Genomic DNA, 13581 nt, shown 5'->3' on the forward strand with positions numbered 1-13581 from the left:
CTTACGACCTGGGGCAGCCCTCTTGCAGGGCAAGGAAGCTGGACAGGACAAGCGATCCCGCCTCGACATTCACCGCCCGCCCGTGGCGCAGGCGTTCGCCTTGATCCTGTGCAAGTTGCGCCCATTGCCGGGCGGCTGTGGGTGAGGGGCAGAGGCGTTGGAAGGTCTGCGCCTCTTGCGTTGCCGCTTCGGGGTCTGGGGGCTGACCCGTGGCACCGGTTCGGGCTAGCCGGGTCAGGGCACGGTCAAAAAGGCCGAGCAGTAGATCAAGCCGCTCTTCCTTGCCACGGCCTGCCGCGCTTTCGGCCAGCGCGATGGCATGCGGGCGGCTGAGGTCGGGCAGGGTGGAGAGCAGTTTGACGAGGTCCGCATAGAGCTTCAACCCGTCCTGCTGCATCAGGCGCACAGCCTCGCCGACGGACCCGCCAGACAGTGCGGCGAGTGCGGCGGGGTCGGACACGGTCTGGTCAATCTCGGTCGCGGCAAGCGCTTGTGCCATATCGGCTGCATTGAGCGGGGCCAGCCGCAATTCGCGGCAGCGGGACCGGATGGTGGGCAAAAGCCGCGAGGGCTGGTGGCTGACCAAGAGCAGCGTCGTGCGGTCTGGGGGTTCTTCCAGCAGTTTGAGGATGGCGTTGGCCGCGCTGACGTTCATGTCGTCGGCGGCGTCGACAATCACCACGCGGCGACCTCCATCGGCAGAGGACAGCGCAAAGAACCCCTTGAGGCGGCGCACTTCGTCGACTGTGATCTGGGCCTTCAGGCGCTTGGCCTTGTCATCATACGGACGGCGCAGGGCAAAGAGCCCTGGTTCAGAGCCCGCCATCATGCGACGGGACACGGGATGTTCGGGGTCAATGTGCAAATCGGTGGGTGGGGGTGGCGCACCGAACAGGCCATCGTCCTGCGTAATGGGCGTGGCCAGCAGGAACCGCGCGATTTGCCATGCCAAGGTGGCTTTGCCCACACCGCGCGGCCCGGTGATCAACCAGCCATGATGCAGCCGGTCCGAACTGAAGGCTTGCAGGAAATCCGCCTGCGCCGCGTCTTGCCCGTAAAGCTTGAGCGTCTCGCGCGGATGCGGCGCGCCGTCGATGCGGTCTGGTTCTGGCTGTGTTGCGTCACTCATGTCAGACGCGGGCTTACCGCAGCCCAGACATCCTCTGCAACGGTGTCGGCATCCCGCGCACCGTCGATCACGCGGAACCGGTCAGCGTATTCTTCGGCCAGTGCGAGAAACCCGGCGCGCATGGCTTCTTGCAGGCTTGCGCCAAAATCCTCGAACCGTTCCTCTACCGTGTTGCGCGCCTTGGCGCGGCTGAGGCCGGTTTCCGGGTCCATGTCGATCAGCAGCGTCAGGTCCGGCTCGACCCCGATCATCAGATCGTGCAGCGCGTCGACCTTGGCCCGCAAGTTCCCGCGGGACAGGCCCTGATACATGCGGGTGCTGTCGGCAAAGCGGTCGCAGATCACCACCTTACCCGCCTCAAGCGCGGGCTGGATCGTACGTTCCAGATGATCGCGGCGGGCGGCGGTGAAAAGCAGAATTTCGGTCTCGGCCGACCAGCGGTCAGGATCGCCCTGCAACACCAAGGCCCGGATTTCCTCAGCCCCCGGACTGCCGCCGGGTTCGCGGGTGTGCACCACATCGACGCCCTGCGCGCGCAGCCTATCCGCCAGCGTCCGCGCCTGTGTGGATTTGCCTGATCCGTCGATCCCTTCAAAGCTGACGAACAGCCCGGATCGGCTCACATCGTGTCCTCAGCCGGGGCCTGTACGCGGCCCAACAGGACTTGAGACACGCTCATCATCCGCGCAACAAAGCCGCTGGCTGGCACTGCACTGGCTGCAAAAAGCGGGATGCGGTGTTCAGGCAGGCCTTCGGGGCTGATGATCAGCTCGGCCAGTTGACGCCCTTCGGCAATCGGTGCTTCGATCGGGCCGGTATACACAACCTCGGCGGTGACCTCCTGACCGGGCGTGTTGGGCAGCAGCAGCGTCACATCTTCCTTGGCCATCAGGCCGACTTTCTCGCTGGCGCCCATCCAGACATCGGCTTCGGCGATCACGGCTCCCGCGCGGGTCACGGTCTTTTCCGCGAATTGGCGGAAGGCCCAGTTGACGATAGATTCGGATTCCTGCGCGCGGGCCTGTGCCGTGTCGAGCCCGGTGATGGTAAAGATCACCCGCCGGTCGCCTTGCTTGGCGGAACCGACAAGACCGTAGCCAGCCTCTTGGGTGTGGCCAGTCTTCAGGCCATCTGCACCGATGCCAAGCGCCAATAGAGGATTCCGGTTGAACCGGTTGGACGACTCTGCCTCATCGAACAGAAACTCTTTTTCGGCGAACATTGGGTAGAAGTCCGGAAAATCCTCGATCAGGCGCTGGGCCAGAAGCGTCAGATCACGCATCGACATGACGTGACCGTCGGCAGGCCAACCGCTGGAGTTCTTGAAGATCGAATTGGTCATGCCAAGCTGTTGTGCACGCTGTGTCATCATGCGGGCAAACCCAGCCTCAGTTCCATCCGGGGACAAGGCTTCGGCCAGAACCACACAGGCGTCATTTCCCGAGAGCACGATGATGCCGCGGATCAGATCCTCGACCGAAACCCTTTCCCCCTGACGCAGGAAAAGCGTCGAGCCGCCAAACGAATTGGCATGGGCCGAAACGGGAAGCTCCTCGTCCAGCCGCAGCCGCCCATCCCGCACCGCTTCGAACGCGATATAAAGCGTCATCAGCTTGGACATCGACGCGGGCGGCAAAGGGGTGTCCGCGTCTTTGGCAAGAAGGACCGTGCCAGTCTTTTCATCCAGCACAAAAGCCGCCGTCGCACGCGTGTCGAACGCCGCAGCCGACGTGGTTGTCAGCAGCAGCGCGGCAAGGCTGGCGGAAACAAAAGCGCGGTATTTGCGGATCATGGCAGCTCTCCTGTCATACCTGCGGGGTCGGATCAGTTGGTGACGGCATAAGCGTCGGTAAACCCGGTATCCTTGATCTTGGCAAGCAAGGTGCTGCGTTCTGCGCGGGTCTGTGCCGGTCCGACCAAAACACGCCAGAAGGTTTTGCCGCTGGAGGATTGTTCCAGAACCGTGGGCACCATCCCTGCCTGACGCATCGCAGTGGCGGTGTTGTTGGCGTTCTGTTCGATGCTGAAGATCCCGATTTGGATGAAAGGCTTGTCCAGCGGCGAGCTTGTGGCAGGCGCTGGAGCGGCAGCCGGGACAGGGGTCGGTGTTGCGTCCAGCGCAGCGGCGGCAGATTCCGCAATCGGGTCGAGCGTTGCTTCGGCCACGTCGGTCGGGGCTGCGAAACCGCCCTCGCCGAGGGGTGCGTCCTGCGGCGGGGCCGATGCCGCGTCGTCCGGCACTTCCTCGCGGCGCAGGGCAACGACGTTCAGCTGTGTCGGAGCGCCGGCCAGAACCCCAAGGGCTGCGGCGGCATCCGACGAGATCTGCAAGCGTGGACCAGGGGTTTCGCGTTCCTTGCGGAAGAGCGCCCCGATGACGAAATTGCCGTTTGCCTCGTTGCGGATGATCACCCGCTCGGGCTCGGACACATCGGGATGCGCCGCCCAGACACCACCCAGAGACGGGCGCCCGTCCCAAAGCCCGTTCTCGCTGACCTGAAACACTTCGGGCGCTTCGACATCGCGTTCGACCAGCCGCGTCGCACGTGTGCCTGCGGCCGTGCCATCCGCTGCCGCGGCACCTGACCCGCCGCCCTGCAGAAAGGCCGGAAGGTTTGCCCCCTCGCACCCCGCAAGTGCCACCAGTGCGACCCCGCACAAGGCGGTTGTCCGAACGTTTCGCCATAGCCGAGAGTTGGTGATCGTGATGTCCATTGCCTGCGCGCCTTCTGCTATGCCCATTCGGACGCATGTTCGGACGTTTCGCCCCGCGCCACTCGTTGTTTTGTGCGAAGCTTACAGTCTTCGGTGCGTCAAGAAAAGTCTGACGGCATCCCTGCGCAGATTTTCCACCGTCGCCGCTTTCAGAATCGCATTTGTAGGGCTATGTCAGCGACCACCGGAGGTTTGGCAGAGTGGTCGAATGCGGCGGTCTTGAAAACCGTTGGGCGTGAGAGCGTCCCCAGGGTTCGAATCCCTGAGCCTCCGCCACAGCGCGTCACGCGACTGAAATCGCCTTTTTTGACCACGCCTACCCAAGCCGGATCAGTTCGGAAAGGACGTCCGAGCGGTGGACCATGCCAAGCACCGTTCCAGCGTCACAGACGGGAAACACACGATGTGGGTGCAGCAGGAACATCTCGGCGGCGCGGATCAGGTCGTCTTGGGGATGAAGTGTGATGATGTCCCGACTCATGTGGTCTTCGACACGGCCGGTCCATTCCCGGTAATAGCTGGCGTGCAGCGCCGAACGAAAACAGTCCTTCTGGGTCAGTAAGCCAACAAGCCGACCATCTTCACCAACGACCGGAGCGGCGGCTGTGCGAGCTTTCACCAACGCTGCGGCGGCGCTTCGGATGGATGTGTCGGGTTGCAGCAGCGGAAACTCGGGCCGCATGACCGCGGTGATGTGCGTCACTGTCATTCAGTGGGGCCTCCCGCCTTGCGGCGGCGCAGCGGGCAGTCTGCGCATCGCGTCTCGGGGTTTTTGTCGGCCGCGCTGCATGGGGTCAGGGCTGGGCCGCGCCCCATCACAAGGCCAAGGCTCAGCCCGCCTGCGGCCAAGCTGATGATGGCAAGGGCAAGGATCACTTCGAGCATGTTTCTGCCTTTCTCATGACAGCACCGCAGCGATCCCGCCGGTTTCGACCTGCCGCAGACCGGTGCCGGTGTCGAAAAGGAAAACCGCCGGGATATCCTGAGTGCGTGCGATCTCTGGCCCTGCCACGTCGCCTGCTGCGAAGAGCGCGGTAGCCCAGCCATCTGCCATCATCGCATCCGTGGCCATCACCGTGACAGACCGCAATTTGCCGGCGACCGGATGGGCTGTCGCCGGGTCCATGATGTGTCCCCACACTTGTCCGTTTCGGCCATAGCCCTGAACCCCAACGCCCGACGTTGCAACCGAAAGGCCAGCAGGCAGATTCAGAACAGTGCCGGTTGGCTGGTCGGACAGGGGGTTTTCGACGGCCACGCGCCAGTCGCGACCTTCGGGGTGTTGACCGAGTGCGTATAATTCGCCTCCGAGGTCAAGCAACGCGGAACCCACACCATGCGCGCGGGCAAGATGCGCTGCGCGGTCCAATGCGCGCCCCTTGGCAATGCCACACAGGTCGAGCGTGAGATCGGGGTCGGTCTTGGAAAGCCTTCCTTGCCTGAGCGAAAGGCCGCGCCAATTCGGGGTGGCGCCGTGCGTGATCGGGCCGAACCCCCAGCGCGCCACCAGAGGGCCAACCGTCGGATCGAAAGCCCCGTCACTGGATGCGGCCAAGTCCAGCCCGGCCTGCGTTACGCGGGACAACTCGGGGCTGGCATCAACACCTTTAGGGTCACTGTTGAAGCGTGAAATCGCACTGTCGGCGCGCCACGGGGACAAGTCCTTGTCGATCTCGTCAAACAGGGCCGTGATCACAGGACCCAGAGCTTTGAGAGCGGCAGGATCATCGGCACTGATTCCCCAAGACGTGCCGAAAGCATGGCCTGAGGCATGGTGCAGGCCTGATGCCCGCAAAAGAGCCGGTGTTGCCAAGGAGGCAGTCAGTCCAGCAAGGAATGTTCGGCGCGATGGTAGGTGTCTGTTCATGTCTCAGGCTCCGAAATCATCGTAGAAGATACTGTCGGGATCGACACCCAGCCGGTCCAGTGTCGCCAGAACGGCTGAGATCATCACAGGTGGACCGCAAAGGTAATATTCGCACTCTTCCGGCGCTGGGTGATCGGCGAGTTCTGCGCGCAGGATTTCATGGATAAAGCCAGTGGCACCTGTCCAACGGTCGCCCGGCGCGGGGTCGGACAGGGCCGGGGTCCAGCTGAAACTCTGGTGTCGGGCGGCGAGCGTTTCGAATTCGTCGGTATAGAAAAGGTCAGCGGCAGTTCGTGCGCCATAGAAATAGCGAATCCGTCTGGTTGTGCCGTGCCCCAGTTCCTGATGGATCATCGCACGCAGCGGGGCCATGCCTACGCCTCCGCCGATATAGACCATTTCGCGGGTGGTTGGCTTGACGTGGAACTCGCCGAACGGGCCCGATGTCATCACGACATCGCCGGGCTCCAGGCTGAACAGCCATGACGACACAAGGCCGGGCGGTACATCGGTTTCGCGTCCAGCGGGGGGCACGGCGAGCCGGATGTTGAACACTGCTGTGCCTGCGTCTTCGGGGCGGCTGGCCAGGGAATAGGCCCGTGTCGTGGAGATGTCCGAGGCGACACCGAGTGCGCGCCAACCTGCGATCTGCCATGTCTCGTGGAAGGGTTCCGGTACATCGAGGGTGGAAAAGTCTAGATTGAAGGGTGGGGCGGTGATCTGCATGAAATCGCCAGCGTGAAACGCGGTCGGACGGTCTTTTGGTAGATCCAGCACGATCTCACGGATCAACGGAGCGAGCATGCGGGTCGAGACGACTGAACAGGCAAACCCACCCCCGGCGCTCAGGATGCTGTCGGGAACGTCCACGGCGCAATTGCCGCGCAGATTGGTTTGGCAGGCCAATCGCACATGGTCCCGTCGTTCCTTTGGCGATAAGACGCCCCGCTCGGTCGCCTGAGCTGTTCCTGCGCCATCCCCGGTGACCGTCACGCGGCACATGCCGCAGGTGCCTTTGCCACCGCAGGCTGCCGGAACGGGAATGTCGGCTGCATGCAATGCATCCAGCAGTTTTTCGCCACGCTTTGCCGGCACATGACGGTTGCCATTCACCTGCACATCCAGCGCTTCGGCAGGGATCAGCCGGTTTCTCAGGACCAGCAAAGCGGTGGCAAGGCCAAGGACAAGCAGAACGATCACACCACTGGCGAAGGCAATCTCGGTCATGGCGACACCGCCATTTGCGCAAAGGAGGCAAAGCCCAGCGACATCAGCCCGGTCAGGACAAATGCGATGCCCAAGCCTCGCAACCCGTTCGGCAGATCCGCGTAGGCCAGACGGGACCGCACCGCGCCCAACATCGCGACTGCCAAAGCAAAGCCAAGCCCGCTCCCCACACCAAACACCGCCGATTCCGCCAGCGTATAAGATCGGTCCACCATGAAAAGGCTGCCCGCGAGGATCGCGCATTGCACGGTAAGCAATGGCAGGAACGACCCGAACGCGGCGTGGATCGTCGGGAAAAAGCGGTCCAACAGCATTTCAAGCAATTGCACTGTTGCGGCGATCACTCCGATGAATGCGATCAGCGACAGGTAGGATAGGTCAAGCTCGGGCCGCCCGGCCCAGGCCCATGCGCCCGGTGCCAGCACGCCATGATAGATCAGCCAATTGAGCGGCACGGTCACACCCAGAACCCCGATCATCGCAAAGCCAAGGCCGATGGCGCTTTCGGGACGTTTTGACAGTGCAAGAAAGGTGCACAGCCCGAGAAACAGTGTGAGCGGCATGTTGTCGACAAAGGCCGCGGACAGGAAGAGCGTCCAAAGTTCGGTCATTCAGCAGCCCTCACCGTGGCGGGGGGCATATGTTCGGGGGCTTCGGCCTGTTCGGGCAGCAGGGACCGCACGGCCCACACGACACCGCCCAGCAGGAAAAAGGCAGACGGGGCCAGTAGCATAAGGCTCAGTGGGGTGAACCAGCCGCCCGCATCGGCAAGCGGCAGCACCTGCCAGCCAAACAATTGCCCGCGTCCGAACAGTTCGCGAATGCCGCCAAGGACGATCAAGATAACGGAGTATCCCACCCCATTGCCAAAGGCATCCACAGCGGCGGGCAGGGGCGGGTTGTGGCGGGCGAACGCTTCGGTTCGGCCGAGAACAAGGCAATTGGTGGTGATCAGGCTGACATAGATCGACAAGGCGCGGCTGATCTCGGCCAGATACGCCTGCAGTATCTGGTCGATGACGATCACCAGCGATGCGACGATGACGATCTGCACGATCAGGCGGATCGTGTCTGGCAGGTGGCGGCGGATCAGGCTGATGATCACGGCAGACAGGGTCAACACCACCGTCAGCGACACTGACATGGTCACCGCCGTCGCCAGAGACGTGGTCACCGCCAGCGCCGAACAGATCCCGAGGATTTGCAGCGTGACCGGGTTTTGCCGGATCAGCGGTGCGGTCAAGGTGGCAAGGATATCAGCGCGTTTGGCCATATCAGAACTCATCGCGCTCTATGGCGCGCAAAAGTGGGCCGTAGCCATCGGGGCCAAGCCAAAAATTGACCATGTTCGAGATGCCGCGCGTGGTGCGTGTCGCTCCGGTGATGCCATCGACCTGATGGATGCCTGACGCTTCGCCACGGGCAGTGGCAAACCGCAGGTTTCCAGCGTCATCATGCAGCTGAGTGCCTGGGAAGCTTGCCTGCCATGATGGGTCTTCGATCCGCCCGCCAAGGCCCGGGGTTTCGGAATGCTGGGTGATCGCAATGCCTGCGACAGTGTTCATGTCGCCTTCGATGGCAAGGATCGCGTCGATCCGCCCACCATAGCCCTGTCCGGTCATCGGCAGGAGCACGAGCGAAATCGCCTCGCCCTGACGCAGCAGAAAGATCTGCGCGTAATCCGGTCGCTGACCAAGTCCCGCCAGATCCGCACCTTGCTCCAACGTCGTCCAGTTCTGCGTGTCCGCCAAAGTTGCGTCCAGCGTCGCAGCCGTTACATCTTCCGCTGCGCGCCCGTCTTCAAGCGCGATCACCACGGTCGACAGGCTTCCTCCGGATTGTTCGAGCAGGTCAGCCATGCCCGGCACACCGCGCACGAGCGACTCGATCCTGGCTTGTTCCTCGGCGGCGCGGTTGGCAGCTTGAATCGGCCGCAGCAATACGGTTGCGCCGCTGACCATCAAAGCACAGGCTGCCGAGACCAGAAACGCCATGGCAAGGGTCTTGGTGCGGCTTTCGTTGGGCAGGGCAAGGAACCGCCGCCAGGGGTTGCGATCAGTATCGGCCATGTCGCCTCCGTCTTTGGGCATACCAGTGTGCCAGTGCCAATTCGTCCAGCAGCGGTGCCGCCAGTGACGCCAGAAGTGCTGCCGCAACAGCAATCTGAACGGGGGCGGCCCCCTGCCAACCTGTTGCGAAAAGGACCACCAGCGCGATGAACAGCAGCCCGTTCAACCATCGGCCCAAGGCGGTGGACGCGCTGGTGACCGGATCTGCAACCACAAGCACCAGCACAACACCCGCCGCCGGCAAGGCTGTCGCTGGCAAGACGCCGAATCCGAAAGACACCGCCGCGCCGATGGTCGCGCCAAGGACAAGACCTGCTGGCATGACACCGGCCATCACGCCGATCACTGCCGCCGGGATGGCGGCCCACGCCACGGGAACAAGGATCTCGGGCCAAGCATAGGCCGGAAAGCCAAAGCCCAGAAAGGCCAGCGTCACGGTCGCCGGGTTCACCACATTGCGCCCCCAACCACCAAAGACCAGTTCGCCCATCACCGTGCCAAAGCTTATCCCAAGGATTAGCCGGACCGCGCCCAGCTCTTCGGGGGCCAGCATGGCGATGCCCAAGGCGGTGATTGCTGCAGACAGCGAAATTGGCTGCGCCCGCGCCAGCAGGAACACAAGCTGCCAAGCCGCGATCACCAGCAGGGCAAGTGCAAACCGTTGCAGATCGTCTATGCCGCCGAACCAGAGCCAGAACAGGGCTAATGGCAGGTAGGCCGCAAGTAGGATCACAACCACTGTTTCACGTGTCCAGAGCCCTCGGTTCATGCGGCGAACTCCGTCTTGATCCGCTCGAGCATGCCCCGCAGCAAAACTGCCAGATGCGCCTCTGCGCCCAGAACGTAATCTGCGAGGGCGATATCGTCTTCCAACAGCGACAGCACCCCCATCTTGAGCGCGGTTTCGTCATCGCCTGCGCTTAGGGCGCGCAGAAAGACGGCGGCCGGAAGACGCCCGGCGAAGGCCTGATCGAGCGCAGCCGTTGGAATCATTGGTTTAGGTCGGGCCGAGCGGGTGAGTGCTGCAACAAGCCAATGCGGAGCGCCATCTGGAGCTTGGGGTGTAAAGGCTGTGACCTGCCGATGGCGGGGCGCCAACCAGCGCGCGGCGTGCCCATCCAGCGATGAACCGGACCAGAGCCGGTGTGGCCCCGGTCTGACATGGCGGAATGTCAAAGCGCGCAAGTCCGCACCGATCTGGGTCCGCACCATACGCCCTGTTTTCAGGGCCGATCCACCGACATGCACCAGCCGTGTCTGGGGCAGGGCTCCGGTATGGAGCAAATCACCCAAGGCGGCTACGTCTTCGGCGTTCACATCCCAAACCGGTGTGGCAATCCCGGCCGGGTATTCTGCATGGACAAGCAGTCCTGCAGACGCTTGCGGGTGTCGCGGGCCCGTTATGACCACCTGCAGGCGGGGCGCGTCGTCTGTATTGGCAAGTGCCGGACCCGGGGCTTGGCACAGAAGCACGGGCCCTTCCGTCAACCGCGACAGCGCACGGCACCCGCGGCGAAAGGCGTCCTCGTGGCCTTCCAGTGCCTGTCTGGGATCAGGCGCATGGGGGCGCGTGTCGGAGGCCAAGATGAAGATCGCTGCAGGCCGCTCTGCCGCATTGGGCATACCGCCAAAGGGGCGCCGTCCAATCCGTGGCCAGAACCCGGCGCGCTGCATCAGGCGGCGCAGCCCTGCTTCGGTTTGCGCGTCCGCTGTATCGTGGGTGAGGCTGTTGCCACCACCTTCGCGAAAGAGAACGATCTCGGAAAGCCGGTGTCCGCTTAACAGCTCTGTTCGTGCCACACGTCCCGGCATCGGGGCGACAAAACAGATGTCAGTCTGGGTGCTGTGGCAGGCGACCGGCGCGCCCTGGGCCACAAACGCACCGTCCTCCACAACCATCGAAACACGCGGCGCCGTACCGTGCGGCGGTCGGAGACCGGCCTCGTCGGTGATAATATCCTCGACATCCTGCGCATCGTCGAGCGCCGGATACGCAGGAACCATGAGGCCGGATCGAAAACCAAGCTGAGACATGCATGTTTGTTAACACGGGAATGCAGAGCGTCGTTTGATCTGTCGCAAACCGTATGGCGATGTTGCGTGTTAGGCTGGTCGGTGAATTCCCCGTTGTCGCAAACACCGGAGTAGTCGCGATGCTTTTAAATCAAAGAAGTTCTTTACCAGTCGTAGCTCTTTTGTCCTGTGTCTTACTGCTGATCGAGGCCCATTCGGTGTCTGGTCAGAATCAAGCGGTCGATTCCGACCCGGCTGAGGCCACCGTTCCATTCGCCTTGCCGAAATCCGGGCCGTTCACCCCGTCCGATATCGAGATCAAGAACGATCAGTCCATCACCGACTGGTTTCGGTCGGCGCATGCGGATGCTGCGGCGCGGGCGTTCAGCCATTGGGACGGGGAAGAGGAAATCAACGCAGTCTGCGCGACCTGCCATTCCGGCGAAGGCTTCCGCGATTTCCACGGACTTGACGGAACAACCGCGGGCAGTGTCGAAGGGCCGATCAATACCGGCGGCGTTGTTGATTGTGGCACCTGTCACAATGCGGGCCTGTCCGAAATCAAGGAGGTGGCGTTCCCAAGCGGACTGCTGCATCCAGTTCAGGGCGTAGAGGCTTCGTGCATGACCTGCCACCAAGGCCGCACGGCCGGCCTAACCGTGTCCAAGGCGATTGGGGAACTCGACATCGACACCCCAAATCCTGAGCTGCGCTTTATCAATCCGCATTACGCCACTGCCGCTGCCACGTGGCTTGGAGGCTATGGTGGATCGGGCTATCACTATGACGACAAGGACTATTCCGGCCGCTTCTTTCACGCCCGTCCAGTGTCTAGCTGCGTGTCCTGCCATGAACCGCATACGCTCGAGGTCGCGTTCGAGCCTTGTCTGACCTGCCATCAGGCGAACTCACCCGAAGAGATCCGCATCACCCGCCAAAGCTATGATGGCAGCGGCGATACGAACAAAGGCATTCGCGCGGACATTCAGGCCAATGCCGCGACGTTGATGGAGATGGTCAAAGCGTATGCTGACGACGTGGCCGACGCCCCGATGATCTATGACGGAACCCGCTATCCCTATTTCTTCGCGGATGCGAATGGCGATGGTGTCATCGACGAAAGCGAAGGGCGTCCCGCGGCGTATACATCGTGGACACCGCGCAGCCTGCGCGCGGCCTATAACTGGAAATTGGTGACGGCTGATCCGGGCAACTATGCGCACAATCCGCCTTACATGCTCGAACTGCTTTACGATTCCATGGAAGATCTGAGTGTGCCGCTGGGCACTGACATGCAGGCGCTTGGCGTGCTGCGGTAGACTCTCACATCGTCGCCCATCACGGTTCGGGCGGCGATTTTGCCTCGACATAGCGCAGCGCCCAATAGGTGCAGGGCGGGCCGATGATCTCGAAGATCACTGTGGCTGCCACCGTCAATGTCATGATGGTCGGCCCCCAGTCCGGGATTGCTTCTGCAGCGACCAGCGCCATGCCCACCGCCACCCCCGCCTGTGGCAAAAGGGCAGGACCGTAAGCATGGCGCTCGACCCGCGGCACCCGCCCCAGTCGTGCACCGATTTCGCCTGCAACAAGGCGTGAGACGATCCGCAGTCCTACATACGCCGCCGTCAGCCATCCCAAGGCATGCAGCGCGTCAAGTTCGAGCGACGCCCCCGCAAGCAGAAAGAACAACAGAATGAACGGCCATTCGATATGTTCGATCTCGTGAAACGCGCGTTCGTGGTGTTGCGCAAGGTTCGCGATCACCGCACCCGCGGTCATTCCCGCCACGAGAAAAGAGACCTCCAGCCAGATCGACACACCTGCCGTAATGAACACAACGCCAATCGCTTCGGTCAGCATCGGTTCACCGGGTTTGAGCCGCCCCGTGAGGAAGGCGGCAGGCAGTCCGATGACCAGACCCAGCAGGATGGCCCCACCGATATCTATCACCACTGCCATCAGCGGTTCGCTCCACCCGTCGAACGGATGCACCAGCGCAAGGCACAGGCTGAACACCATAAGGCCCCAGACGTCGTCGATGGCCACGATCCCGCTCAGCGTTTCGGAAAACCCGTTCTTGATGCCCGATTGGTGGATGACGTCGGCAATGGCCGCCGGTGCGGTTGCCGTGGCAATGGCCCCCAGCAAAAGCGCCAATCCGGGGTCCAGACCCATCAGCGCAAGTCCACCCCCTACGATCACCGTGGTGCCTGCAACCACCGACAGCGAGATCGCAAAAATTGCCCGCCCGTGTTGCGTGAGGTTTTCGCGGGTCAGTTCACCTCCCAGAAGAAAAGCCACCATCGTCAGCGCGATATAGGACAACGGCTCGAACCAGTTGACCGCCATATCCGGCAGCAAGCCAAGAGCGGACGGTCCAACCAGAAACCCCAGCAACAACAACATCGTGACCCGGGGCAGCCGCGTGGCGTGCCCAATCTGATCCGCGAAGAGCCCCGCAAGGAACAGGGCACCGAGCGTGGTTATGAACAGTCCATATTCCATTCGGTTTCCTGCATCGTCTCCAGACTTTTTGCCGGGTTTCAGCGGGGAGTGTA

15 protein-coding genes and 1 tRNA gene are annotated in these 13581 nt (G+C 62.5%); 2 read left to right on the plus strand and 14 right to left on the minus strand.

Annotation, left to right across the window (positions count from 1 at the left end):
* Position 1: 1 nt before the first annotated feature.
* From MCRY_RS08880 to MCRY_RS08895, 4 genes are read right to left on the minus strand one after another with little or no spacing between them, the layout of a single operon-like run.
* Complete coding sequence (locus MCRY_RS08880; RefSeq protein ID WP_085629135.1) at positions 2–1129, minus strand: DNA polymerase III subunit delta'; 1128 nt, start codon at positions 1127–1129, stop codon at positions 2–4.
* Positions 1126–1752: a dTMP kinase gene (gene tmk, locus MCRY_RS08885; protein WP_085629136.1), complete on the minus strand. Its 627-nt coding sequence runs from the start codon at positions 1750–1752 to the stop codon at positions 1126–1128. Before tmk ends, MCRY_RS08880 begins: the two co-directional genes overlap by 4 nt.
* The gene (locus MCRY_RS08890; protein WP_085629137.1) at positions 1749–2921 is read right to left on the minus strand and encodes a D-alanyl-D-alanine carboxypeptidase family protein; all 1173 of its coding nucleotides are present in this window, start codon (positions 2919–2921) and stop codon (positions 1749–1751) included. Before MCRY_RS08890 ends, tmk begins: the two co-directional genes overlap by 4 nt.
* A 32-nt stretch (positions 2922–2953) precedes the next feature.
* On the minus strand, positions 2954–3871 hold the full coding sequence (locus tag MCRY_RS08895) for an SPOR domain-containing protein (RefSeq protein ID WP_085629138.1): 918 nt from the start codon (positions 3869–3871) through the stop codon (positions 2954–2956).
* Positions 3872–4030: 159 nt separating this feature from the next.
* On the opposite strand from MCRY_RS08895, the gene MCRY_RS08900 reads away from it, so the two are divergent.
* Positions 4031–4120: transfer RNA gene (locus MCRY_RS08900), tRNA-Ser, on the plus strand.
* A gap of 40 nt (positions 4121–4160) precedes the next feature.
* Here MCRY_RS08900 and MCRY_RS08905 read toward each other — a convergent pair.
* Genes MCRY_RS08905 through MCRY_RS08945 form a run of 9 tightly spaced genes read right to left on the minus strand, consistent with a single transcriptional unit; the run spans position 4161 to position 11041 of the window.
* Positions 4161–4553, minus strand: a complete 393-nt coding sequence (locus MCRY_RS08905; protein ID WP_085629139.1) for a CBS domain-containing protein — start codon at positions 4551–4553, stop codon at positions 4161–4163.
* Positions 4550–4729, minus strand: a complete 180-nt coding sequence (locus MCRY_RS08910; RefSeq protein ID WP_085629140.1) for a hypothetical protein — start codon at positions 4727–4729, stop codon at positions 4550–4552. Before MCRY_RS08910 ends, MCRY_RS08905 begins: the two co-directional genes overlap by 4 nt.
* A gap of 13 nt (positions 4730–4742) precedes the next feature.
* Positions 4743–5711 carry an FAD:protein FMN transferase gene (locus MCRY_RS08915; protein ID WP_085629141.1) on the minus strand — a complete coding sequence of 323 codons (969 nt, stop codon included), beginning with the start codon at positions 5709–5711 and terminating at the stop codon, positions 4743–4745.
* A 3-nt stretch (positions 5712–5714) separates the two neighbouring features.
* Positions 5715–6938 carry an NADH:ubiquinone reductase (Na(+)-transporting) subunit F gene (nqrF, locus tag MCRY_RS08920; RefSeq protein ID WP_085629142.1) on the minus strand — a complete coding sequence of 408 codons (1224 nt, stop codon included), beginning with the start codon at positions 6936–6938 and terminating at the stop codon, positions 5715–5717.
* Positions 6935–7549: an NADH:ubiquinone reductase (Na(+)-transporting) subunit E gene (gene nqrE / locus MCRY_RS08925; protein ID WP_085629143.1), complete on the minus strand. Its 615-nt coding sequence runs from the start codon at positions 7547–7549 to the stop codon at positions 6935–6937. Before nqrE ends, nqrF begins: the two co-directional genes overlap by 4 nt.
* Positions 7546–8211 (minus strand): NADH:ubiquinone reductase (Na(+)-transporting) subunit D, encoded by a 666-nt coding sequence (locus MCRY_RS08930; protein ID WP_085629144.1) that lies wholly within the window; start codon positions 8209–8211, stop codon positions 7546–7548. Before MCRY_RS08930 ends, nqrE begins: the two co-directional genes overlap by 4 nt.
* A gap of 1 nt (position 8212) precedes the next feature.
* Entirely contained in the window at positions 8213–9007 is a 795-nt protein-coding gene (locus MCRY_RS08935) for an FMN-binding protein (RefSeq protein ID WP_085629145.1), read from the minus strand.
* Positions 8994–9776, minus strand: coding sequence for an RnfABCDGE type electron transport complex subunit D (locus tag MCRY_RS08940; RefSeq protein WP_085629146.1), 783 nt, complete (start codon positions 9774–9776; stop codon positions 8994–8996). Before MCRY_RS08940 ends, MCRY_RS08935 begins: the two co-directional genes overlap by 14 nt.
* A complete protein-coding gene (locus MCRY_RS08945; RefSeq protein WP_085629147.1) occupies positions 9773–11041 on the minus strand; it encodes a Na(+)-translocating NADH-quinone reductase subunit A in 1269 nt (422 codons plus the stop codon). The genes MCRY_RS08940 and MCRY_RS08945 overlap by 4 nt, the downstream gene beginning before the upstream one ends.
* Before the next feature lie 197 nt (positions 11042–11238).
* On the opposite strand from MCRY_RS08945, the gene MCRY_RS08950 reads away from it, so the two are divergent.
* The gene (locus MCRY_RS08950; RefSeq protein WP_244897898.1) at positions 11239–12339 is read left to right on the plus strand and encodes a cytochrome c3 family protein; all 1101 of its coding nucleotides are present in this window, start codon (positions 11239–11241) and stop codon (positions 12337–12339) included.
* 19 nt (positions 12340–12358) lie between these two features.
* Here MCRY_RS08950 and MCRY_RS08955 read toward each other — a convergent pair whose 3' ends face one another.
* Entirely contained in the window at positions 12359–13528 is a 1170-nt protein-coding gene (locus MCRY_RS08955) for a cation:proton antiporter (RefSeq protein WP_085629149.1), read from the minus strand.
* Positions 13529–13581: the final 53 nt, after the last annotated feature.

This window comes from Marivita cryptomonadis (genome assembly GCF_002115725.1).
Lineage (GTDB): Bacteria > Pseudomonadota > Alphaproteobacteria > Rhodobacterales > Rhodobacteraceae > Marivita > Marivita cryptomonadis.

What these genes read in the sequence shown, in the direction of transcription:
- nqrF (WP_085629142.1), bottom strand. Translation starts at nt 6,938, where the DNA reads ATGACCGAGATTGCCTTCGCCAGTGGTGTGATCGTTCTGCTTGTCCTT.
- MCRY_RS08935 (WP_085629145.1), bottom strand. Translation starts at nt 9,007, where the DNA reads ATGGCCGATACTGATCGCAACCCCTGGCGGCGGTTCCTTGCCCTGCCC.
- MCRY_RS08895 (WP_085629138.1), bottom strand. Translation starts at nt 3,871, where the DNA reads ATGGGCATAGCAGAAGGCGCGCAGGCAATGGACATCACGATCACCAAC.
- MCRY_RS08905 (WP_085629139.1), bottom strand. Translation starts at nt 4,553, where the DNA reads ATGACAGTGACGCACATCACCGCGGTCATGCGGCCCGAGTTTCCGCTG.
- MCRY_RS08930 (WP_085629144.1), bottom strand. Translation starts at nt 8,211, where the DNA reads ATGGCCAAACGCGCTGATATCCTTGCCACCTTGACCGCACCGCTGATC.
- MCRY_RS08910 (WP_085629140.1), bottom strand. Translation starts at nt 4,729, where the DNA reads ATGCTCGAAGTGATCCTTGCCCTTGCCATCATCAGCTTGGCCGCAGGC.
- MCRY_RS08955 (WP_085629149.1), bottom strand. Translation starts at nt 13,528, where the DNA reads ATGGAATATGGACTGTTCATAACCACGCTCGGTGCCCTGTTCCTTGCG.
- MCRY_RS08940 (WP_085629146.1), bottom strand. Translation starts at nt 9,776, where the DNA reads ATGAACCGAGGGCTCTGGACACGTGAAACAGTGGTTGTGATCCTACTT.
- MCRY_RS08890 (WP_085629137.1), bottom strand. Translation starts at nt 2,921, where the DNA reads ATGATCCGCAAATACCGCGCTTTTGTTTCCGCCAGCCTTGCCGCGCTG.
- nqrE (WP_085629143.1), bottom strand. Translation starts at nt 7,549, where the DNA reads ATGACCGAACTTTGGACGCTCTTCCTGTCCGCGGCCTTTGTCGACAAC.
- MCRY_RS08915 (WP_085629141.1), bottom strand. Translation starts at nt 5,711, where the DNA reads ATGAACAGACACCTACCATCGCGCCGAACATTCCTTGCTGGACTGACT.
- MCRY_RS08945 (WP_085629147.1), bottom strand. Translation starts at nt 11,041, where the DNA reads ATGTCTCAGCTTGGTTTTCGATCCGGCCTCATGGTTCCTGCGTATCCG.
- MCRY_RS08880 (WP_085629135.1), bottom strand. Translation starts at nt 1,129, where the DNA reads ATGAGTGACGCAACACAGCCAGAACCAGACCGCATCGACGGCGCGCCG.